Raw genomic sequence first — 18,752 nt, 5'->3', positions numbered from 1 at the left:
TTACGCAGAGAACGGGATCCGGGCCGCCAGACGGTGACTTCGGTACGTTTGGTACGTTTCCGTTTCCGGATAACACAGCGTTTTGAGCATACCACATGGATGAGTGCTTCACGCCGCAGGGTGCGCCCGGGATCGATTCCGGCGCCACGGGGGCAAAGATAAAAGATCGGCGGCGGCAATTGCGTTTACAGGCGCTGGCTGCGCGCGAGGCCTTGTCGCAGGCGCAGTGTGCGCAGTATTCCGAAGCGATTTGCCGCCATGTGCAGGCGGCTTTTCCGCGCCTGGCCGCACAGCGCGTGGCCTTTTGCTGGCCGATCCGCAACGAGCCGGATTTGCGGCCGCTGATGGCGGCTTGGTCGACCGCGGGAGTGCCCGGGTTCATGGCGCTGCTGCCGATTGCGGAGGCGCCGGCACGGCCGCTCTCTTTTCGCGCCTGGACGCCGCAAAGCGTCATGACTACGGATCGTTACGGCATTCCTACGCCGGTTTGCGGGGAAGCCGCCGTGCCGGAGGCTTTGCTGATTCCCGTCAATGCCTTTGATGCGCAAGGCTACCGGATCGGCTACGGCGGCGGTTTTTTCGACCGCACGCTGGCCGCTTTGGCGCAATCGTCGGAGCGGCCGCTGGCGATCGGCGTGGGCTACGCGCTGGCGCGCGTTGAGACGACTTACCCGCAGGCGCACGACGTGCCGCTCGACGCCGTGGTTACGGAAGTCGGCGTGCATTGGCCGCCCCCTCTGAAATAGCGGTTTCCCTGTAAAAATACGGCGTTGGCTGCGCCTTGTCTTTGAGCAAAGTTGCGCCGCTATTTAAGCTTGCGGCGTTTCCTCTGAATTCCGTAAAAATAAGACAGAAAACATAAAATGCCCGGAAGCCCTTTAAATACGCGGGGTTCAGGGCATCAAAAAACATAAACCAGAAAAATAGCGGTTGCCTTGTAAAGTTAAACCGCCATGTAAAAACGCCCCGGCGCATGGCGCGGGGCGTTGGCGCTGGATGCTTGAACGGCAGGTCAGACCACACCCTGCGCCAGCATGGCGTCGGCGACTTTTTTGAAGCCGGTGATGTTGGCGCCATTGACGTAGTGGATGTAGCTAAGCTTGCGGCGTTTCCTCTGAATTCCGAAAGAACAGTTAAGAAAACATAAAATACCCTGAAGCCCTTTAAATACGTGGGGTTCAGGGCATCAAAAAACATAAACCAGAAAAATAGCGGTTGCTTCGTAAAGTTAAACCGCCATGTAAAAACGCCCCGGCGCATGGCGCGGGGCGTTGGCGCTGGATGCTTGAACGGCGGGTCAGACCACACCCTGCGCCAGCATGGCATCGGCGACTTTTTTGAAGCCGGTGATGTTGGCGCCATTGACGTAGTTGATGTAGCCGTTATCGGCGCCGTTGCTCACACAGTTCTCGTGAATATTGCCCATGATCTCGAACAGGCGCTTGTCGACTTCCTCGCTCGCCCAGGACAGACGCATGGCGTTCTGGCTCATTTCAAGGCCGGATGTCGCCACGCCGCCCGCATTGCTGGCCTTGCCCGGCGCGTACAGAATCTTGGCGCCGATGAAGGCATTGATTGCGCCCATGGTCGAAGGCATATTCGCGCCTTCCGCCACGCAGGTGCAGCCGTTGGCGAGCAGGGTTTTGGCGTCCTCTTCGTCGAGCTCATTCTGCGTCGCGCAGGGCAGGGCAATGTCGCAGGGGATGCCCCAGGGCTTTTTCCCGTCGAAGTATTGGATGCCCTGTTCCTTGGCATAGACGGAGAGGCGCTCGCGGCGTTCGTTCTTCAGCTCCAGCAGCGCGGCAAACTGCGCTTCGCTCATGCCTTGGTCGCCAAAGAGAACGAAGCCGTTGGAGTCGGATACCGTCAGGACTTTCGCGCCTTTCTGAAGCGCTTTTCCCGCCGCATATTGCGCCACGTTACCGGAGCCGGAGACGAGGACCTTTTTGTTGGCGATCGAATCGTTGCGGGTTTTCAGCATGCTTTCGGTAAAGTAGACGACGCCGTAACCCGTTGCCTGCGTGCGAACCAGGCTGCCGCCGTAGGTCAAGCCCTTGCCGGTGAGCACGGAGGTGAATTCGTTGGCGATGCGCTTGTATTGGCCATATAGATAGCCGACTTCACGAGCGCCGACGCCAATGTCCCCGGCCGGCACGTCGAGATCGGCGCCGATATGGCGGTACAGCTCAGTCATGAACGCCTGGCAGAAGCGCATCACTTCGGCGTCGCTTTTGCCTTTGGGGTCGAAGTCGGAACCGCCCTTGCCGCCGCCCATCGGCAGTGTGGTCAGCGCGTTCTTGAACGTTTGCTCGAAGGCCAGGAATTTGAGCACATCGAGATTGACGGTCGGGTGGAAGCGCAGGCCGCCTTTGTAAGGGCCGATGGCGGAGTTCATCTGGATGCGGTAGCCGCGATTGACCTGTACCTCTCCCTGATCATCCGTCCAGGCGACGCGAAAGGAAATGACACGCTCCGGTTCGACGAGGCGCTCCAACAATTTATCTTTGGTGTACTTGGGGTTCTTGGCGATAAACGGGGCAAGGCTGCCGAAAACTTCTTCGACCGCTTGGTGAAAGACCGTCTGATGCGGGTCACGCTGCTTGATTTTCTGGAATAAAGTGTCAAAACCGCTCATTTCAATGCTCCTATGGCTGAGGTTGTAAAAATGGATGAGGCTGGGAGGGTTGCCGACAAAATCAGTACGCGTTGACGCGCGATGACCATGACGTATGAAGCATGCCGGCAGTCTCGGGGATCTCGTTTGCTATGCATCCCGCGGCGGCGGGACGGGCAGAATGCATTCGATCCACGCGTCGGGCCGGCAGACTGCGATTGCAGGGATAGGCAGCATCCGGTGTGACCGGCGTTGGGGGAAGCACAGCAAAAAGAACGGAAAACGTGTGGATAAGACGCTGATGGCGCGAACCTGGAACGGGTTCGCGCCAAAATGCTCTGCGGTGTCGATTCCTGCCGTTTCTGCGTCGGGATTCTGCATGGTCTAAAGTCGAATGGCGCTATGCCACAACGGCGACGGATTATGCCTGAATTAGATGGTGTTTGTATAGAACATTGTGCTGACAAACACGAATCAAATTGCGCCTTCGTTGGTATGCCGCCGCGTGCTTTCGCGCATGATCGCGCACAGCAGACACTGGCAAGGTGGAAATTCTGCCGAAATCTGACCGCTAGAAGACGACGAGTGCGTCGTGAGAGCGTATTGGCGGTGGCCGTGCCGACGGGCTGAGCAGGCATCCGGTTGATGGCGCAAATGGCCCGATACATCGCAAATGGCCCAATACATTGTTCCAAAATTGTTGTGCCTCTTTGGGATACGCGTATCGACAATGATCCGCAGAGACTGTCAGGCCCTGTTGTCCGTGGTAAGAACGATGGACGAATTTGTCTTCGTTGGCCTCATCAGGGCTGTATGCGCCGGTGAGGTGAGGCTGATACCGATGCGGGTGATTTGACGATCTGTACGCCAGGGATGTGGAGAGCCGTTACAAAATTGGCGGATATTTGTGTCGCCGGAGAACGTAAAAAATAACTCGCCGGAGGTAGTCATCCGGCGTAGTTAAATGAGCGTCTGGGTGAAATGCCGGCCCTGCCATGCATGGCAAACCGGCGGGAAGATGGGCGGAGAATAAGGTGATTGATGTTAGGCCGCCAGCGGCGTCAGATGCTCACGCATTTTCTGCATGGCCTTGCTTTCGATCTGGCGGATACGCTCTGCCGACACGCCAAATTGAGCAGCCAGTTCATGGAGGGTCGCGGGGTCGTCCGCCAGCCAGCGCGCCTCGACGATCCGCCGGCTACGTTCATCGAGTATGCCCAGGGCCGCCTGCAAGCCTTCGCCCTGCAAGTGATCAGCTGCCTGGCGTTCGAGCACGCGCATGGGCTCGTGACGGCTGTCTTCAAGATAAGCGATGGGGGCGACAGCGTCGTCTTCATCATTGCCGGCATCGAGTGCCAAATCGCGGCCGCTCAGCCGCGTTTCCATTTCAGCGACTTCTTCCGGTTTGACGTTCAATTGTTGCGAAATGTCGGCAATCTGCGCCGGGCTTAGGGCTTCGCTGCCCGATTTGAGACTGCGCAGGTTGAAAAACAGTTTGCGTTGCGCCTTGGTCGTGGCAACCTTGACCAGACGCCAGTTACGCAGCACATACTCGTGAATCTCGGCCTTAATCCAGTGAATGGCAAACGATACCAGCCGCACGCCCTGCCGCGGGTCGAAACGCTTGACTGCCTTCATCAGGCCGATATTGCCTTCCTGAATCAGGTCGGCGTGCGGCAAGCCATAGCCCAAATAGCCGCGTGCGATCGAAACTACCAGCCGCAGGTGAGAAAGCACCAGTTGACGCGCCGCTTCCAGATCGTTTTCCTCATGAAAACGGGTGGCCAAGCTGAATTCTTCCTCTTCCGTCAGGATCGGGAACTGTTTGGTCGACTGAATGTAGGCGTCGATGCTGCCTGTCGAAGCGATCACCGGAAGCGCCAGAGTTTGTGTCATAAAGTTTGCTATCTCCTTGAAGAACAATAACTACAGCTTCATAAGCAATGCGTCGCGCACATTTAAATGCGCGCACGTTCATTGAGGACGCGATGAAGTTTAGCACTCTACGCATGAGAGTGCTAAATCAAATGAAAGTTCCGTGTAGCAATATGTAATCAGGTGCCAGAAATCCCCGAAGGCATAGAGAAACCCTAAGAAGAATTATGAAATTCACCTTGTAGATCAATGGGCTGTGCGATGTTTTCGACGAGTACGAAGCTGCTTTTCCAGCACGCTTCAACATTCCTCTTTCGTCATGAGCTATAAAGAAAATAGGTAAAAGCCGAAGAAGGCAAGCAAGGAGACAGATATGGTCACAAAAGAAGCGTTCGTGCGGGGGATGCACGTCCGGCTCAATGAGGCGAATCTTGAAATCGAACGGTTAATTACTCGGGAAGACCGAATTGATGCCGCCGCCTACGCTGAATACACGCACCATATCAATGTGTTGCGGCATCGCTGCAATGCTTTGCATTGTGCCCTGGAAAAGTTTCAGGCCTGCCATGACAGTGGCGATGAAGCGAAAATTCTGAAATCCAGCGTGGATACGGCGTGGGAAATTCTTGCGCAAACCTTGGCTTCGGCGCAGGAACGTTTCTTTTAGGCGTCTAGCGCGGGGGTATGGCCTGACCATGCGAAGTCCGAGGCGCAAAAAGCGTTTCGCTACTATTCATTTACGTGAGGACGTGATCTGAGGACGCGCTGCCTTGCGCGAGGGCGTCAAGAAATTCCGCAACATTGCGCCTTAAAACTGTTTGCCGGATCGACATCATGTCTGATGGGCGCCGTCGGGCAGGATAATTTTACGGTTGGTCGGTACGTGCCGAGGCATTCGGTGGTGACCTTGGCGCAATGACTGCGCGATCGTCCCGCACGGGGTATGCCGAATCCGTGTAAAAAGCGACACGTCTTGGCGATATGGCGCCCGAAATCTGGGGAAGCCGCCTTTTCGATGCGTATCGTTCCGTTCCGTGCCATTCGTAGGCGCTGCGCAATCACAGGCATCGCTAGCCTATGCGCGCCAGAGTCGGAGCGATTACGCTTGCCTTTGTTGCAGTACTTTCTTGCCTTGAAGGTCGCCGTGCGAGCCGGTGTTCAGGATCAATCCGGCGAAGATCAGCGGGGAGATGGGGGTATATAGAGTAGCGGGGTTATGCGGGGTGATGGCGCGCCATGATGAAATAGCCGGCAGTCGCCAGCGCGGCCAGTCCGGCGCAGGCGCCCATGGCGAGGGCCAGGCCGAGCGTCGATTGCCAGGCGATTGGTGCAATGACGCCGGCGATGAAGCTGCTGACCAGCGACTGGATGAAATTCTGGCATGAAGCCGCCGTGCCGCGCTGCTGTGGAAAATGGTCGAGCGCCAGCAAGGTCAGGCTGGGCATGATCAGCGCCATGCCCAGTGTATAGATAGGGATGGGTAGGATGCTTAGCGGCAGCGAAGGCGGCCAGATGAAGTTGATGCCAAGGTTGATGAGCGCGGCCAGTCCGACCAGCAGATAGCCATACGCGATGGTGCGTCGGAGCGAGATCCGTCCGGCGGCCTTGCCGGAAAGCCACGCCCCGCTCAGCATGCCAGCCATGGCCGGACCGAACAGCCAAAGAAAGGCGGTGGCCGGAATGCCAAGATGGCGCACCAGAAATTCCGGCGCCGACATGATGTAGACGAAAAAGCCGGAAAAAATGCAGCCCAGCCCCAGACTGGCGGCCAGGAATACGGGCGAGGTCATGATGCGCCAGTAGGCGCGCAGCAGATAGCCGGGGCGCAGGCTCTGCCGCTGTTCAACGGGCAACGTTTCCGGCAGGTGGCGCCAGCAGGCGAAGATCAGCGCGGCGGCCAGCAGCATCATGAAGGCGAAGACCGAGCGCCAGCCGAAAGCGGTTTGCAGGTGGCCGCCAATGACCGGCGCGGCAGCTGGCGCGATGGCGAACATCATGGTCATGTGCGACATCATGCGCTGCGCCGCCGGACCGTTGAACAGATCGCGCACAATGGCGCGGCTGAGGATGACGCCGGCGCCGGCAGACATGCCCTGAATGGCGCGCAGCAGCCACAGATGTTCGATGCGCGTGGCAAATATGCTGGCGGCGCAGGCAAGCATGAAGATGGAAAGCGAAACGAGGATAACGCGGCGGCGCCCTAGCGCATCGGAAATCGCGCCGTGCCAGAGCGACATCAGAGAAAACATGAACAGATACGCCGTCAATGTTTGCTGGACTTCCAGCGGCGTGGCGTGCAGCGATTCGCCGATGCTGTGCAGCGAAGGCAGGTAGGTGTCCATCGCAAACGGGCCGATCGTCGACAACGCTGCCAGCAGCAGGGCAATACCGCCGATGTCGTGCGCGGAACGGCAATTCTGCATCAATGTATCCTGCCGTTTTCCTGCTATTCGCGGGCGAGGCGGCGATACTGGACGGCCTCGGCCACATGCGCGGCGCGAATGCTGTCGCTGCCAGCCAGATCGGCGATGGTGCGCGCCACCTTGAGGATGCGGTGATAGGCGCGCGCCGACAGTCCCAGTCGCTGCATCGCCTGCCGGAGCAGGTCGGCGCCGGCCGGATCGGACTGGCAGTAACGTTCGATTTCCTGGTTTCCCAACCGGGCGTTGGCCTGCCCCTGCCTTGCCAGCTGCCGTTCGCGTGCCGCGCAGACGCGCCCGCGCACGGTGGCGGAAGACTCGCCGTCGGCCGGGCCTTGCAGCGCTTCCGGCGGCAGGGCGGGCACTTCGATGTGCAGGTCGATGCGGTCGAGCAGCGGGCCGGAGAGTTTTCCGCGATAACGCGCAATTTGGTCGGGCGTGCACCGGCATTGACCGCTTGTGCTGCCCAAATGCCCGCAGGGACAAGGGTTCATTGCCGCGATCAGCTGGAATTGGGCGGGAAATTCGGCTTGCCGACCAGCGCGCGCAATGTGAATGCGGCCGTTTTCCAGCGGCTCACGCAGCGCTTCGAGCACGCGGCGATCGAATTCCGGCAGTTCGTCCAGAAACAGCACGCCGTGATGCGCCAGTGAAATTTCGCCCGGGCGCGGCACCGTACCGCCGCCGACCAGCGCCGCCGAAGAAGCCGTGTGATGCGGCGCGCGGTAGGGCGGCCAGGCGAAGCGTTCGGCATGGAACTGCCCGTTGAGCGAGAGCATGGCGGCCGATTCGAGCGCCGCCTGCCGTGTCATCGGTGGCAGCAGGCCGGGCAGGCGAGTGGCCAGCATCGATTTGCCCGTGCCCGGCGGGCCGACCAGCAGCAGGGAATGTGCGCCGGCGGCGGCGATCTCCAGTACGCGCCGGGCTTGTGTCTGACCGCGCACGTCGGCTAAATCGGCCAGATCATTCGTCGATAAGGCCGGTGCGTGTTCGGCCTCTGCCGGGCAGGCGGTCAATGCGGTCTCGCCGCGCAAATGCTGGCAGACCTCCAGCAGGCTATGGGCGCCGAATACGGGCGCATCGTGCACCAGTGCGGCTTCAGTCGCGCTGGCCGCCGGCAGGATAAAGCTGCGGCCGGTGTGACCAGCGGCCAACGCCATCGCCAGCGCGCCGCGGATGGGACGCAACATGCCGGAGAGCGAGAGCTCGCCGGCAAATTCATAATCATTCAGCGCTGTATCCGGAATCTGCCCGGACGCGGCGAGGATGCCGAGGGCGATGGGCAGGTCGAAGCGCCCCGATTCCTTGGGCAGATCGGCGGGCGCCAGATTGATGGTGATGCGTCTGGCGGGGAATTCAAAGCCGGAATTCTGCAAGGCCGCGCGCACGCGGTCACGCGCTTCCCGAACCTCGGTGTCGGGCAGACCCACCAGCGTCACACTCGGCAGCCCGCCGGCTAGATGCGCTTCGACGGCGACTGACGGCGCGTGGATGCCGTCGAGGCTGCGGCTATGGACGATGGCGAGCGACATGGACGGGCGTTGTTTTGCAGGAGACAGAAGGGACGGCGGATGCGGTTGGGCAGAGGTTTCGGCCAAGGGACGCAGTCTAAACAATCTGGCCGGAAAAGTGGGAGGGAAGTGGGCAGAAAGAGGAAAGAATCGCGGAGGAATATGGAAAAAAGCACGAAAAAGAAAAGGAACGAAAAAAGTCAGAAGAACAAAAAGCAGCCACGCCGGCGGTGTGGGAAGACGGTGACTGCATCGGGCGTCGATCTATTGGCTGCGGTCGTTATCGTCGTGGTCTTTTGCATTGTTTTTTATCACCCACGCGCCGTGCCCGCCGGGTTTCATGCTTGCCATGCGCAGGCTGCTCGATCGCCGGGAGAATCGGCGCGCCGGGGATATATTTCCTATGCGAGTACGAAAAAAACCACGGATAACGAACGGCGCACTGTTTAACTCATCGAGGAGGCTTCCTGCGCGGGCACGAAAGACCCATAGCTGCTGCGGTACGCACCGATAAAACAGGCGAACGATGCCCGTCCGGAAAGGCCGAAAAATTGGCGGTGCCTGGTGGGCGGCGCAGGTATAATGCAACCGGTTACTTTTTGGTTTCACCGGCATGCCCGCCATGCTATTTGCGGCAGTTGATCTACGAGCTTTTCAATCCCGACTTCACCCGATTTTTTTACTTCCGACGAGGGCGTCATGATTAAGCGTATTCTCTTTCAGGACACTACTTTCCGCGATGGATTCCAGTCCATATTCGGCGCGCGCGTGCTGACCAAAGATTTTATTCCCGCCGTAGAAGCGGCGGTAGACGCCGGCATTACGCATTTCGAGTCGGGCGGCGGCGCGCGCTTTCAGGCGCCTTTCCTGTATTGCGGTGAATCGGCCTTCGACATGATGGACGCGTTCCGCAAGGCGGTCGGCCCGGATGTCCGCCTGCAAACGCTGGCGCGCGGCATCAACGTCGTCGCGCTCGAGCAGCAGCCGGCCGACATGATCGACCTGCATGCAAAGATGTTCAAGAAACACGGCATTACCCGCATCCGCAATTTCGATGCGCTCAACGATGTCAATAATCTGATTTATTCCGGAAAATGCATCGTTGACGCGGGCCTGGAGCACGAAGTCGTCGTGACCATGATGGAACTGCCGCGCGGTTGCTCGGGCGCGCACGATCCGGCGTTCTACATCAAGGTGCTGCGCCAGATTCTCGATGCCGGCGTGCCCTATACCAGCGTCTGCTTCAAGGATGCCTCGGGGACTTCGAACCCACGCAAGGTATACGAAACCTTCAAACAAGCGCGCAAGCTGCTTGGCGACAAAGTCGAGCTGCGCATCCATAGCCACGAAACCTGCGGCACCGGCCTGGCGCAATATCTGGCGGCCATCGAGGCCGGTTGCGACGGCGTCTGTGTGGCGCGCGCGCCGCTTTCCGGCGGCACCTCGCAGCCGGATCTATTCTCGCTTTGGCACGCGCTCAAGGGGACTGACTACGATCTCGGCATCGATATCGATAAGCTCATGGAAGCCAACCGCATCGCCAAGGAATGCTTTAAGGATTATGAGTTTCCGCCGGAAGCGCTGGGCGTCGACTCGGAAGTGATCTTCAGCCCGATGCCGGGCGGCGCGCTCACCGCCAACACGCTGATGATGCGCAAGGACAAGACCTTCCACCTGTATCCGAAAGTGATCGAGGCGATGTCCGAATGCGTGGCGCGCGGCGGCTTCGGCACTTCGGTGACGCCGGTGTCGCAGTTCTACTTCCAGCAGGCGTACGCCAACGTGCTGATGGGCAAGTGGGAAAAAATGACCGACGGCTATGGCAACATGGTGCTCGGTTATTTTGGCAAAACGCCGGTGGCGCCCGATCCGGAAATTGTCAAGATCGCCTCGGAGCAGCTTAAGAAGCCCGTGTTTACGGGCGACCCGATCAAGGATCTCGAACCCGGCATTCCCAAGGCGAGAAAACTGCTTGAGGAAAATGGCCTGCCGGTGACCGACGAAAACATCTTCATCATCGGCGCTTTTGCCTCCAAGGCGGGCAACAAAGGACTGGATTTCCTCAAAGGCAACTTCAAGGTTGACGTGCCGAAGAAAGACCCGAACAAGGCGTCTGCCCCTGCCGCCGCGCCCGTTCCTGCGCCTGTGCCGGCACCCGCTCCCGCTCCCGCGCCGGCAGACTTTGGCGGCAATCTCTACCACGTATCGATTGGCGGCCAGGCATTCGATGTGCGTGTCCGGTCAGAAGACTAAGCAACGTTCCGGCCGGGCACATCGGCGGACGTTTTATCTTCATTTCGCGGCGTTTCTGGAACACCGCGCCGCTCAACAAGGCTCCCCCTGCGGGAGCCTTTTTTCCAGGAACCGTTTCCTATGCAGATCGACCCGTCCCAACATACCGCGGCCGACAATTACAAGCTGTTGAGCAATCTGATTGTGCCGCGCCCAATTGCCTGGGTAAGCACCCTGGGCGAACACGGCCTCGTCAATCTTGCGCCGTTCAGCTTTTTTAATGCCGTCAGCGCCGCGCCGATGTATGTGATGTTCAGCGTCATGCAGAACGAGTCCGGCGTGCCGAAGGATACGGAACGCAACGTGCGGGCGCGGAAGGAATTCGTCGTCAATCTGGTGACGGAAGATCTGCTCGATGCGATGAATCTCTCGGCCGCCGACTTTCCGCCGGACATCAGCGAGGTGGACGTGGCCGGCCTGCATTGCGCGCCGTCGGTCAAAATGGCGACCCCGCGTATTGCCGAGGCCAAAGTGAGCCTGGAATGTTCGCTGTACAGCGAGCAGCCGTTGGGTCATTACACGATGTTCATCGGCGAGGTGCTCATGTTCCATGTCGCCGATGAGCTGCTCGGCCCGCGCCTGCGCGTCAATGGTTTTGCGCCGCTGGGCCGTATGGGATCGCCGTCGATGTACTGCCGCACGACGGATGCCTTCAATACAGCGCGCATCAGCTACGCGCAGTGGCTGGAGAAAAATGCCGGCACGCCGCCGGCGGGCGGGAACTGATTGGAGGGATGCGCGGGCTGCCGGCACCTGCCGCTGTGCCTGTCCGGGCGGCGGGTATAAGCCGTGTCGGGTGGTGGGCTGGAGCCGTCGGGCAGGTTGCCTGGCGCGCTGGATGAGGTATCTGACAAGGTGTCAGACAAAGTATCGGACAATATGTCGGAAAGGCGCTATTCCGGGTTATGGGCGAGAACCGTTTTTTCTTCTCCCACGGCCCGCTCCATTTGCGCCACGCGGGTTTCCAGCGCCTGGAGGTTGGCGCGCGTGCGTTGCAGTATGTTCGCCTGCACGTCGAATTCCTCGCGCGTTACGAGGTCGAGTCGGGTAAACACGCCGGAAAGCAGGGCGCGGATGTTTTTTTCGATATCGGCGGCGGGGCTGGCGGCAATGACGGCGCTCAAGTGCTTGCTAAGTTCGTCGAAGAATTTGGAGTCGATCATGGCGGCGCTTTCAGTGGGGAGCGGAACGAAAAGAGTCGGAAAAGCAGCGGCAAAGAGTCTAGCACACGCCTTCTTCCGGCCGGCGACACGCCGGCTACTGGCTGGCAAGTATCGCCGGCGTCCGCATGGATAAAGGGTTTCAGGGCACCCTTCGGAACCCGCGTGGATAGGGCGTTTGCGGGCAGGCGCCTCTGGAGTCCTTATAAATAAAGGGCTTCAGGGTAGGGGTGTCGAAGATGCCCTGTTTACAAGGGCTCCAGAGCATACCCCTCGGAGATGCACTAAATACACGGGCTTCAGGCCACCTCTTTTTGGAGATACACCTGCGCTTCCGTCCCCCGCGTTTTTCCAATTCTCCCCCTGTTGGGAAGATGCCCCAAACCCGCGTGGATAAAGGACTTCAGAGCATGAGTTTTTTTATCGGCGAGGACGGGGGAAGTGTTACCCATGTTTTCGCACGCTGTTACCTATGTGTCCGGTCTATGCATGGGAAAGGGCAGGAGAGAGGGCAAGGCGAGTGAAAAGAGCGAAAACCCCTCCGCCCTTTGGGCGGCGCCCCCTTTAAAAAGGAGTGCGAGATGCACGGCGGCAGAGCGTAATTTTCTAACTTATATTTTTTGATGCCGTGAGGCCCTTATTTTTAAAGGGGTTCCGGGCATTTTATGTTTTTTGCCCTGTTTTTTTAAGAGCGGGTGGGGGCTAATAAAGCGCCCTAATGCGCGGCTAAGTTTGTCTGCGTATCATGCGCTTTCGCGGGCAGCCTTGCCGCAGCTTGTCTTTTTTCGTGATAGAGGAGTTTTTCGTGCGTGTGCTTCTGGTTGAAGATGATGCCATGATTGGCAGCGCCGTACAGTCTGCGCTGAAGGATGCGGCCTATGCGGCTGACTGGGTGCGGGATGGCGTGGCGGCACTGTCCGCGCTGGCGGTGCAACGCTACGATCTGGTGCTGCTTGATCTGGGGCTGCCTGGCAAGGACGGCCTGGAAGTGCTGCGCGCGATCCGGCGCAAGGATGATCCGATGCCGGTGCTCATCATGACGGCCCGCGATGGGCTGGATGACCGTATCCGCGGATTGGACGACGGCGCCGACGATTACGTGCTCAAACCGTTTGCCATGTCTGAATTGCTGGCGCGCATGCGCGCCGTACTCCGCCGCAAGGGCGGCCGCGCTGCGCCGGTGCTGGTCAGCGCCTGTTTGACGCTCGACCCGGCAACGCATGAAGCGACGGTTCGCGGGGGTGAGGCCGTGCCGCTGTCGAGCCGCGAATTTGCGCTGTTGCAGGCGCTGATGGTGCGGCCGGGGGCGATCCTCTCGCGCGCCGATCTGGAGGAGCGCGTCTATGGCTGGGGCGAAGAGGTGGAAAGCAATGCCATTGATTTCCTGATTCACGCCCTGCGCAAGAAACTCGGCAGCGATGCCATTAAAAATGTACGGGGTGCGGGATGGATGGTTGCAAAGAACGCCTGAAGCATTCCATTTACTTCCGCCTGGCGCTGGCCTTGTCGGCGGCCATTGTCTCGATGGCGCTGGTGGCGGGGGCCTTTTCCTTCTACAGCGCGTTTGAGGAAGCCCATGAATTGCAGGACGACATGCTCTCGCAGGTTGCGGCCTTTGTGCAGAACCAGCCTGCGGCGGCGCTGGCGCTGATGGAGCTGAACGGCAAGCGCGACGACGACGATTCGGATCTGGTCATCCAGCTGCTTGCGCCGCGCGGCAAAGCGGCCAAACGCAGCTTGCCGATTCCGGATCATCTGAAAGACGGCAAGCATACCCTGAAGCTGCGTGGCGACACCTACCGCGTCCTGATCCGGACACTGCGTGACGGGCAGCGTATCGCCGTCGCCCAGGAAACCGAAGTGCGCGATGAAATTGCGCAGGACAGCGCCTTTCTGACCGTCTTGCCGCTGCTGATTCTGGCGCCCACCCTGCTGCTGGTCGTCACCTACCTGCTGCGCAAGATGCTGCGCCCGGTCGCCCAACTGGCGGCGGAAGTCGATGCGCGCAATGAGCAGGCACTACATCCCTTGCAGACCGTCAATCTGTCGTCGGAAATCCAGCCCTTTGTCAACGCGATCAATCGCCTGCTTGGGCGCGTTGGCGAGGCGATGGAAAGTCAACGCCGCTTTGTCGCCGATGCCGCCCACGAGCTGCGCTCGCCGCTGACGGCGCTTTCCCTCCAGGCGGAACGCCTCAATGCCGCTGAAATGTCCGACGAAGCGCGACAGCGCCTGGCAACGCTGCGCCAAGGCATCGAGCGTGGCCGCAAACTGCTCGAACAACTGCTCAGTCTGGCGCGGGCGCAAAGCGCCGTGCCGGCGCCGGCGCAGGCCGTCTCCGTTCGCGGCGTGTACCGGCGCGTGCTCGAAGATCTGCTGCCGCTGGCCGAGGCCAAATCGCTGGACATCGGCATGGTCGACGGCCCGGACGCCAGGGTGCTGGCGCACGAAATGGATTTGTTCACCCTGGTGCGCAACCTGGCGGATAACGCCATCCGCTATACCCCCGATGGCGGGCGGGTGGATTTATCCGTCCGGCAAGCAGGGCGGCAAGTCATCCTGGAGGTGGAAGACAACGGCGTCGGCATTCCCGCCGCCGAGCGCGAACGCGTGCTCGACCCCTTCTACCGCGTGCTGGGCAGCGGGCAAACAGGCTCAGGACTCGGGCTATCCATCGTCCAGGCGATCGCCCAAAGACTTGGGGCGCGGCTCGAGCTGGGCGACGCGACGCAGTTCCCGAAAGGATTGAAGGTGAGGCTGGTTTTTGAATCGGCATGATGCGCGCCCCGTCTTTTGGCGCGTCGTCTTTTAGCGCGCCGTTTTTTGAGGCTTCGTCTTCTGACGCCGCCCGCACGGCTGGCAACATCCGCGTGGATTATCGATTCATTTCAATATCAGCGAGGATTCTGCGCATGCCGGGAGCACCTGCTTTTGGCGATAACGCGGCGGCCGCTGCCCGGAGGCCTTTCCCTCACTGGCATCCGGACGATGAAAGGGAAGTGCGCGGCAAGCGCATGAACATCGTCGTTAATACCGGCAATGCCGATCTAAAGCGTTTTCCCGAATTGCTCGCGGAAGGCTAAGCATATCCGCCGGACGGGCAGATCGCCCGGAGATCTGCCGTATCACTTCTCCCGCGATGGCGCTTTAGTCGAAGTAGCTGCGCGCCGTTTCGTAGCGCTGGGCGAAGTAACGGCTGTGCATGCTGTCGATGCGCACCCGTCCGTTGGTGGAGGGGGCATGTACGAAACGGTTGTTGCCGATATAAACGCCCACATGCGAGAGCGGCGCATTGCGCGTGTTGAAAAAGACCAGATCGCCGGGGCGCAACTGGCTGCGGTCGATGGGCTGGCCGCGGCGGGCGATGTCAGCGGCGCTGCCGCTCACCTTGAGGCCGAGAGAGCGGTCATAGATGTAGGCGACCATGCCGCTGCAATCGAGTCCCGCTTCCGGGTTCTTGCCGCCAAAGCGATAGCCGGTGTCGATAAGCCCCAGCGCGAATAGGACAACTTCGCTGCCTTTGCCGCTTTCCGGGCCGCGCGGCTTGTACCGTATCGTGGACAGGCTGCTGCAAGCGCCGAGCAGGAAGCAGACCAGCAGTACCGCCAGCAGCGGCAGCCTGCGCAGAGAGGGAGAGAACGATTTATGCATGGGCGGAGTATAGCGAAACCGCCGCCATTTTCCTTGCCGCGGCGGTATCGGCGGAATGAACGTCGCCGGCGTTTCCCGCTGGCGCCGCTGTAGCCCGCGTGGATAAAGGCGCTCTGAACCCCGCGTGGATAGGGCGTTTCCGGGTGGGCGCCTCTGGAAACCTTGTAAATAAAGGGCTAGCGGGCAGGGTGCTCTGAGATGCCCTTTTTATAAGGGGTTCAGAGCACCTCTCTCGGAGATGCCCTAAATACGTGGGCTTCAGGCCACCTCTTTCTGGAGATGCGCCTGCGCTTCCGCCCCCTGAGTTTTTCCAATTCTCCCTGTGGGGGAGATGTCCAGAAACCCGCGCGGATAAAGGACTGCAAGGCAGGTGCACTAAAACTAAAAAACAAGAATCGCTACAGCATTACAGCATGCGCGTTGATTTCTGCCCACGAAACTCCTTTTGATGCCGTTGCGCTGAGCGGCAGCGCGCCCCGCTGACTTTCCTACCTTCTTTCTTTATCTCGCCAAAGAAAGTTAGCAAAGAAAAACGACCCCGAGGCGCAGAAGACTCCTTGTCGCGGGTTTGCTTGTCGGCGGGCTTGATTAACTCGCTGCGCTCAAACAATCAAGCCCTTGCTTCCGCCAAGCTCCCCCGCGCCTGCGGCTGCGCCTAAGGGGTTTTTTGGTACTTCGTAGTGATCGAATACGTAAAGGGATATGCCCGCAACCCCTTATAAATAAAGGGTTTCAGGGCATACCCCTCGGAGATGCCCTAAATACGCGGGCTGGCGGGCAGCCCCTTTTGGAGAAGGCGTCACGGAACCGTCGCATCGGCGGTCGATGGGTTTTTAATTCTCCCCCTGTGGGGGAGATGCCCCAAAGGGGCAGAGAGGGCAACACGCCAAAGGCTTGGCTTCTGTTACTTCAGATGGGATTTGATTTTTCTCCTGCGCTTTATTTGCCTTTTTATCCTCTCCCAAAGGGTAAGGGGTTTTTGGGGTGCTCCGAACCGTGTAGATAAAGGTGCTCTAGGCAGGTGCTCGGAACCCCGTGTAGATAGGCTATTTCCGGGCAGGTGCCTCTGAGACACTTATAAATAAAGGGCTTCAGGGCAGGGGTGCCGGAGATGTCCTAAATACGCCGGGTTCAGGGCACCCATATTTGAGACGCCCTAAATATAGCGGCTCGATTTTGCTAAAAGACAAGGCAAGCCAACGCCGTATTTTGGTAAAGGAAGCCGCTATCAATCACCCCGGAGATACCCTAAATACAAAGGCTTCGGGGCAGGGGTGTAGCCGCTTACACTTTGCGATAAATCTCGGCGCCGCTTTTGACGAACTCGATTGCCTTGGCTTCCAGGCCTTTGGCGATGGCTTCGTTTTCCGCAATGCCTTGTTCGGCGGCAAAGTGGCGGACTTCCTGCGTGATTTTCATCGAGCAGAAATGCGGCCCGCACATCGAGCAGAAATGCGCGATTTTGGCCGATTCCTTGGGCAGGGTTTCGTCGTGAAACTGGCGCGCCCGGTCAGGGTCGAGGCCCAGATTGAACTGGTCTTCCCAGCGAAATTCGTAGCGCGCCTTGGAGAGGGCGTTGTCGCGGATCTGCGCGCCCGGATGGCCTTTGGCGAGGTCGGCCGCATGGGCGGCGAGCTTGTAGGTGATGATGCCTTCCTTCACATCGTTTTTGTCGGGCAGGCCGAGATGTTCCTTGGGCGTGACGTAGCAGAGCATGGCTGTGCCGTACCAGCCGATCATTGCCGCGCCGATGCCGCTGGTGATGTGGTCGTAGCCGGGCGCGATGTCGGTCGTCAGCGGGCCGAGCGTATAGAACGGCGCTTCCCGGCAGTATTTGAGTTGCAGGTCCATGTTTTCCTTGATGAGGTGCATCGGCACATGGCCGGGACCTTCGATGAATACCTGGCAGTCGTGCTTCCAGGCAATGTCGGTGAGTTCGCCGAGCGTCTTCAGTTCAGCCAGCTGCGCGTCATCGTTGGCGTCGTAGATTGAGCCGGGGCGCAAGCCGTCACCGAGGCTGAAGGCGGCATCGTAGGCTTTCATGATTTCGCACATCTCCTCGAAATGCGTGTAGAGAAAGCTTTCCGTATGGTGGGCGAGGCACCATTTGGCCATGATCGAGCCGCCGCGCGAGACGATGCCGGTCATGCGGTGGGCGGTAAGCGGGATATAGCGCAGCAGGACGCCGGCGTGGATGGTGAAATAATCCACGCCCTGTTCGGCCTGCTCAATCAGCGTGTCGCGGAAGATTTCCCAGGTCAGCGCTTCGGCCCGGCCATCGACCTTTTCCAGCGCCTGGTAGATGGGCACGGTGCCGATCGGCACCGGCGAATTGCGCACGATCCATTCGCGCGTTTCGTGGATGTTCTTTCCGGTAGACAGATCCATGACCGTGTCGCCGCCCCAGCGGATCGCCCAGGTCATTTTTTCGACTTCTTCCTGGATCGAGGAACCCAGCGCCGAATTGCCGATATTGGCGTTGATCTTGGTCAGAAAATTGCGGCCGATGATCATCGGCTCGGCTTCCGGATGGTTGATGTTGGCCGGGATGACGGCGCGCCCGCGCGCCACTTCGCTGCGCACGAATTCCGGCGTGATGTCCTGCGGAATCGATGCGCCGAAGCTTTGCCCCGGATGCTGGCGGGTCAGCAGTGCCGCCATTTTGCCGCCGTTCTCGCCGGTTTTGCGTAGCGATTCGAGGTAGGCGGCGCGGTTGAGATTTTCACGCAGGGCGACGAATTCCATCTCCGGCGTGATGATGCCCCGGCGGGCATAGTGCAGTTGCGTGACATTGCACCCCGTGCGGGCGCGCAATGGCTGGCGGCGCAGGCCGGGAAAACGCAGCGCGTCGAGCGAAGCATCGGCAGCGCGTTGCCGGCCATAGGCCGATGAAGGGCCGGGAAGCGTTTGCGTATCGCCGCGTTCGGCAATCCAGCCGGCGCGCAGGGCGGGCAGCCCGCGCCGAATGTCGATGTCGGCCTGCGGGTCGGTGTAGGGGCCGGAGCAGTCGTAAACAAAAATCGGCGGATTCTTTTCGCCGCCAAATGCCGTCGGCGTATCGTTCTGCGCAATTTCGCGCATCGGCACGCGAATGTCCGGGCGGCTCCCCTCCAGGTAGATTTTGCGCGAATTCGGCAACGGTTCGATGGCGGCCGCATCGACGCGGGCGGCGGCGGCGATGAATGGTTCCTTGGCGTTCATGGCGGCTCCTTGCGGTTCGTGGTGGAAA

The 18,752-nt window shown here is 59.7% G+C and carries 16 protein-coding genes; 8 read left to right on the top strand and 8 right to left on the bottom strand.

What is annotated here, in order from left to right:
* Positions 1 to 95: 95 nt before the first annotated feature.
* Complete coding sequence (locus tag ABCS64_RS11275) at positions 96 to 746, top strand: 5-formyltetrahydrofolate cyclo-ligase (RefSeq protein ID WP_418891994.1); 651 nt, start codon at positions 96 to 98, stop codon at positions 744 to 746.
* Here the strand turns inward: ABCS64_RS11275 and ABCS64_RS11270 are convergent.
* From ABCS64_RS11270 to rpoH, 3 genes are all read right to left on the bottom strand, one after another.
* Positions 706 to 1,260 carry a hypothetical protein gene (locus ABCS64_RS11270; protein ID WP_418891993.1) on the bottom strand — a complete coding sequence of 185 codons (555 nt, stop codon included), beginning with the start codon at positions 1,258 to 1,260 and terminating at the stop codon, positions 706 to 708. The two genes, ABCS64_RS11275 and ABCS64_RS11270, sit on opposite strands and share 41 nt — an antisense overlap.
* Positions 1,261 to 1,297: 37 nt before the next feature.
* On the bottom strand, positions 1,298 to 2,635 hold the full coding sequence (gene gdhA, locus ABCS64_RS11265) for an NADP-specific glutamate dehydrogenase (protein WP_418891992.1): 1,338 nt from the start codon (positions 2,633 to 2,635) through the stop codon (positions 1,298 to 1,300).
* A 1,023-nt stretch (positions 2,636 to 3,658) separates the two neighbouring features.
* The gene (rpoH, locus tag ABCS64_RS11260; protein ID WP_418891991.1) at positions 3,659 to 4,510 is read right to left on the bottom strand and encodes an RNA polymerase sigma factor RpoH; all 852 of its coding nucleotides are present in this window, start codon (positions 4,508 to 4,510) and stop codon (positions 3,659 to 3,661) included.
* 352 nt (positions 4,511 to 4,862) lie between these two features.
* Between rpoH and ABCS64_RS11255 the strand changes: the two genes are divergently transcribed.
* Complete coding sequence (locus ABCS64_RS11255) at positions 4,863 to 5,156, top strand: sll1863 family stress response protein (protein WP_418891990.1); 294 nt, start codon at positions 4,863 to 4,865, stop codon at positions 5,154 to 5,156.
* Between the two features lie 547 nt (positions 5,157 to 5,703).
* On the opposite strand, the gene ABCS64_RS11250 is transcribed toward ABCS64_RS11255, so the two are convergent.
* Complete coding sequence (locus ABCS64_RS11250) at positions 5,704 to 6,912, bottom strand: multidrug effflux MFS transporter (RefSeq protein WP_418891989.1); 1,209 nt, start codon at positions 6,910 to 6,912, stop codon at positions 5,704 to 5,706.
* Between the two features lie 23 nt (positions 6,913 to 6,935).
* The gene (locus ABCS64_RS11245; RefSeq protein WP_418892216.1) at positions 6,936 to 8,441 is read right to left on the bottom strand and encodes a YifB family Mg chelatase-like AAA ATPase; all 1,506 of its coding nucleotides are present in this window, start codon (positions 8,439 to 8,441) and stop codon (positions 6,936 to 6,938) included.
* Positions 8,442 to 8,582: 141 nt separating this feature from the next.
* On the opposite strand from ABCS64_RS11245, the gene ABCS64_RS11240 reads away from it, so the two are divergent.
* From ABCS64_RS11240 to ABCS64_RS11230, 3 genes are all read left to right on the top strand, one after another.
* Positions 8,583 to 8,870, top strand: coding sequence for a hypothetical protein (locus ABCS64_RS11240; protein ID WP_418891988.1), 288 nt, complete (start codon positions 8,583 to 8,585; stop codon positions 8,868 to 8,870).
* Positions 8,871 to 9,119: 249 nt separating this feature from the next.
* On the top strand, positions 9,120 to 10,673 hold the full coding sequence (locus ABCS64_RS11235) for a hypothetical protein (RefSeq protein WP_418891987.1): 1,554 nt from the start codon (positions 9,120 to 9,122) through the stop codon (positions 10,671 to 10,673).
* A 120-nt stretch (positions 10,674 to 10,793) separates the two neighbouring features.
* Positions 10,794 to 11,438 carry a flavin reductase family protein gene (locus tag ABCS64_RS11230; RefSeq protein ID WP_418891986.1) on the top strand — a complete coding sequence of 215 codons (645 nt, stop codon included), beginning with the start codon at positions 10,794 to 10,796 and terminating at the stop codon, positions 11,436 to 11,438.
* Between the two features lie 167 nt (positions 11,439 to 11,605).
* On the opposite strand, the gene ABCS64_RS11225 is transcribed toward ABCS64_RS11230, so the two are convergent.
* The gene (locus ABCS64_RS11225; RefSeq protein ID WP_418891985.1) at positions 11,606 to 11,875 is read right to left on the bottom strand and encodes an accessory factor UbiK family protein; all 270 of its coding nucleotides are present in this window, start codon (positions 11,873 to 11,875) and stop codon (positions 11,606 to 11,608) included.
* Positions 11,876 to 12,677: 802 nt separating this feature from the next.
* On the opposite strand from ABCS64_RS11225, the gene ABCS64_RS11220 reads away from it, so the two are divergent.
* The 3 genes from ABCS64_RS11220 to ABCS64_RS11210 all read left to right on the top strand — a co-directional run bounded on the left by ABCS64_RS11220 (position 12,678) and on the right by ABCS64_RS11210 (position 14,955).
* Positions 12,678 to 13,343: a response regulator transcription factor gene (locus ABCS64_RS11220; protein ID WP_418891984.1), complete on the top strand. Its 666-nt coding sequence runs from the start codon at positions 12,678 to 12,680 to the stop codon at positions 13,341 to 13,343.
* Positions 13,319 to 14,650: an ATP-binding protein gene (locus tag ABCS64_RS11215; RefSeq protein ID WP_418891983.1), complete on the top strand. Its 1,332-nt coding sequence runs from the start codon at positions 13,319 to 13,321 to the stop codon at positions 14,648 to 14,650. The genes ABCS64_RS11220 and ABCS64_RS11215 overlap by 25 nt, the downstream gene beginning before the upstream one ends.
* 134 nt (positions 14,651 to 14,784) lie before the next feature.
* The gene (locus ABCS64_RS11210; RefSeq protein WP_418891982.1) at positions 14,785 to 14,955 is read left to right on the top strand and encodes a hypothetical protein; all 171 of its coding nucleotides are present in this window, start codon (positions 14,785 to 14,787) and stop codon (positions 14,953 to 14,955) included.
* 64 nt (positions 14,956 to 15,019) lie between these two features.
* Here ABCS64_RS11210 and ABCS64_RS11205 read toward each other — a convergent pair whose 3' ends face one another.
* Together ABCS64_RS11205 and thiC are read right to left on the bottom strand one after the other, a co-directional pair.
* Positions 15,020 to 15,523, bottom strand: a complete 504-nt coding sequence (locus ABCS64_RS11205) for a C40 family peptidase (protein WP_418891981.1) — start codon at positions 15,521 to 15,523, stop codon at positions 15,020 to 15,022.
* A gap of 1,284 nt (positions 15,524 to 16,807) precedes the next feature.
* Positions 16,808 to 18,724 (bottom strand): phosphomethylpyrimidine synthase ThiC, encoded by a 1,917-nt coding sequence (gene thiC / locus ABCS64_RS11200; RefSeq protein WP_418891980.1) that lies wholly within the window; start codon positions 18,722 to 18,724, stop codon positions 16,808 to 16,810.
* Between the last annotated feature and the right edge of the window lie 28 nt (positions 18,725 to 18,752).

This window comes from Dentiradicibacter hellwigii (assembly GCF_041770905.1).
Classification (GTDB): Bacteria; Pseudomonadota; Gammaproteobacteria; order Burkholderiales; family Rhodocyclaceae; genus Propionivibrio; species Propionivibrio hellwigii.
Note: the sequence above shows the minus strand (reverse complement) of the source record. Positions and strands in the feature narration are given on the sequence as shown.

Coding starts and splice junctions, on each gene's coding strand:
- thiC (WP_418891980.1), bottom strand. CDS start 18,724: ATGAACGCCAAGGAACCATTCATCGCCGCCGCCGCCCGCGTCGATGCG.
- ABCS64_RS11210 (WP_418891982.1), top strand. CDS start 14,785: ATGCCGGGAGCACCTGCTTTTGGCGATAACGCGGCGGCCGCTGCCCGG.
- ABCS64_RS11275 (WP_418891994.1), top strand. CDS start 96: ATGGATGAGTGCTTCACGCCGCAGGGTGCGCCCGGGATCGATTCCGGC.
- ABCS64_RS11255 (WP_418891990.1), top strand. CDS start 4,863: ATGGTCACAAAAGAAGCGTTCGTGCGGGGGATGCACGTCCGGCTCAAT.
- ABCS64_RS11240 (WP_418891988.1), top strand. CDS start 8,583: ATGGAAAAAAGCACGAAAAAGAAAAGGAACGAAAAAAGTCAGAAGAAC.
- gdhA (WP_418891992.1), bottom strand. CDS start 2,635: ATGAGCGGTTTTGACACTTTATTCCAGAAAATCAAGCAGCGTGACCCG.
- ABCS64_RS11270 (WP_418891993.1), bottom strand. CDS start 1,260: ATGCGCCGGGGCGTTTTTACATGGCGGTTTAACTTTACGAAGCAACCG.
- ABCS64_RS11245 (WP_418892216.1), bottom strand. CDS start 8,441: ATGTCGCTCGCCATCGTCCATAGCCGCAGCCTCGACGGCATCCACGCG.
- ABCS64_RS11215 (WP_418891983.1), top strand. CDS start 13,319: ATGGATGGTTGCAAAGAACGCCTGAAGCATTCCATTTACTTCCGCCTG.
- ABCS64_RS11250 (WP_418891989.1), bottom strand. CDS start 6,912: ATGCAGAATTGCCGTTCCGCGCACGACATCGGCGGTATTGCCCTGCTG.
- ABCS64_RS11235 (WP_418891987.1), top strand. CDS start 9,120: ATGATTAAGCGTATTCTCTTTCAGGACACTACTTTCCGCGATGGATTC.
- ABCS64_RS11230 (WP_418891986.1), top strand. CDS start 10,794: ATGCAGATCGACCCGTCCCAACATACCGCGGCCGACAATTACAAGCTG.
- ABCS64_RS11205 (WP_418891981.1), bottom strand. CDS start 15,523: ATGCATAAATCGTTCTCTCCCTCTCTGCGCAGGCTGCCGCTGCTGGCG.
- rpoH (WP_418891991.1), bottom strand. CDS start 4,510: ATGACACAAACTCTGGCGCTTCCGGTGATCGCTTCGACAGGCAGCATC.
- ABCS64_RS11225 (WP_418891985.1), bottom strand. CDS start 11,875: ATGATCGACTCCAAATTCTTCGACGAACTTAGCAAGCACTTGAGCGCC.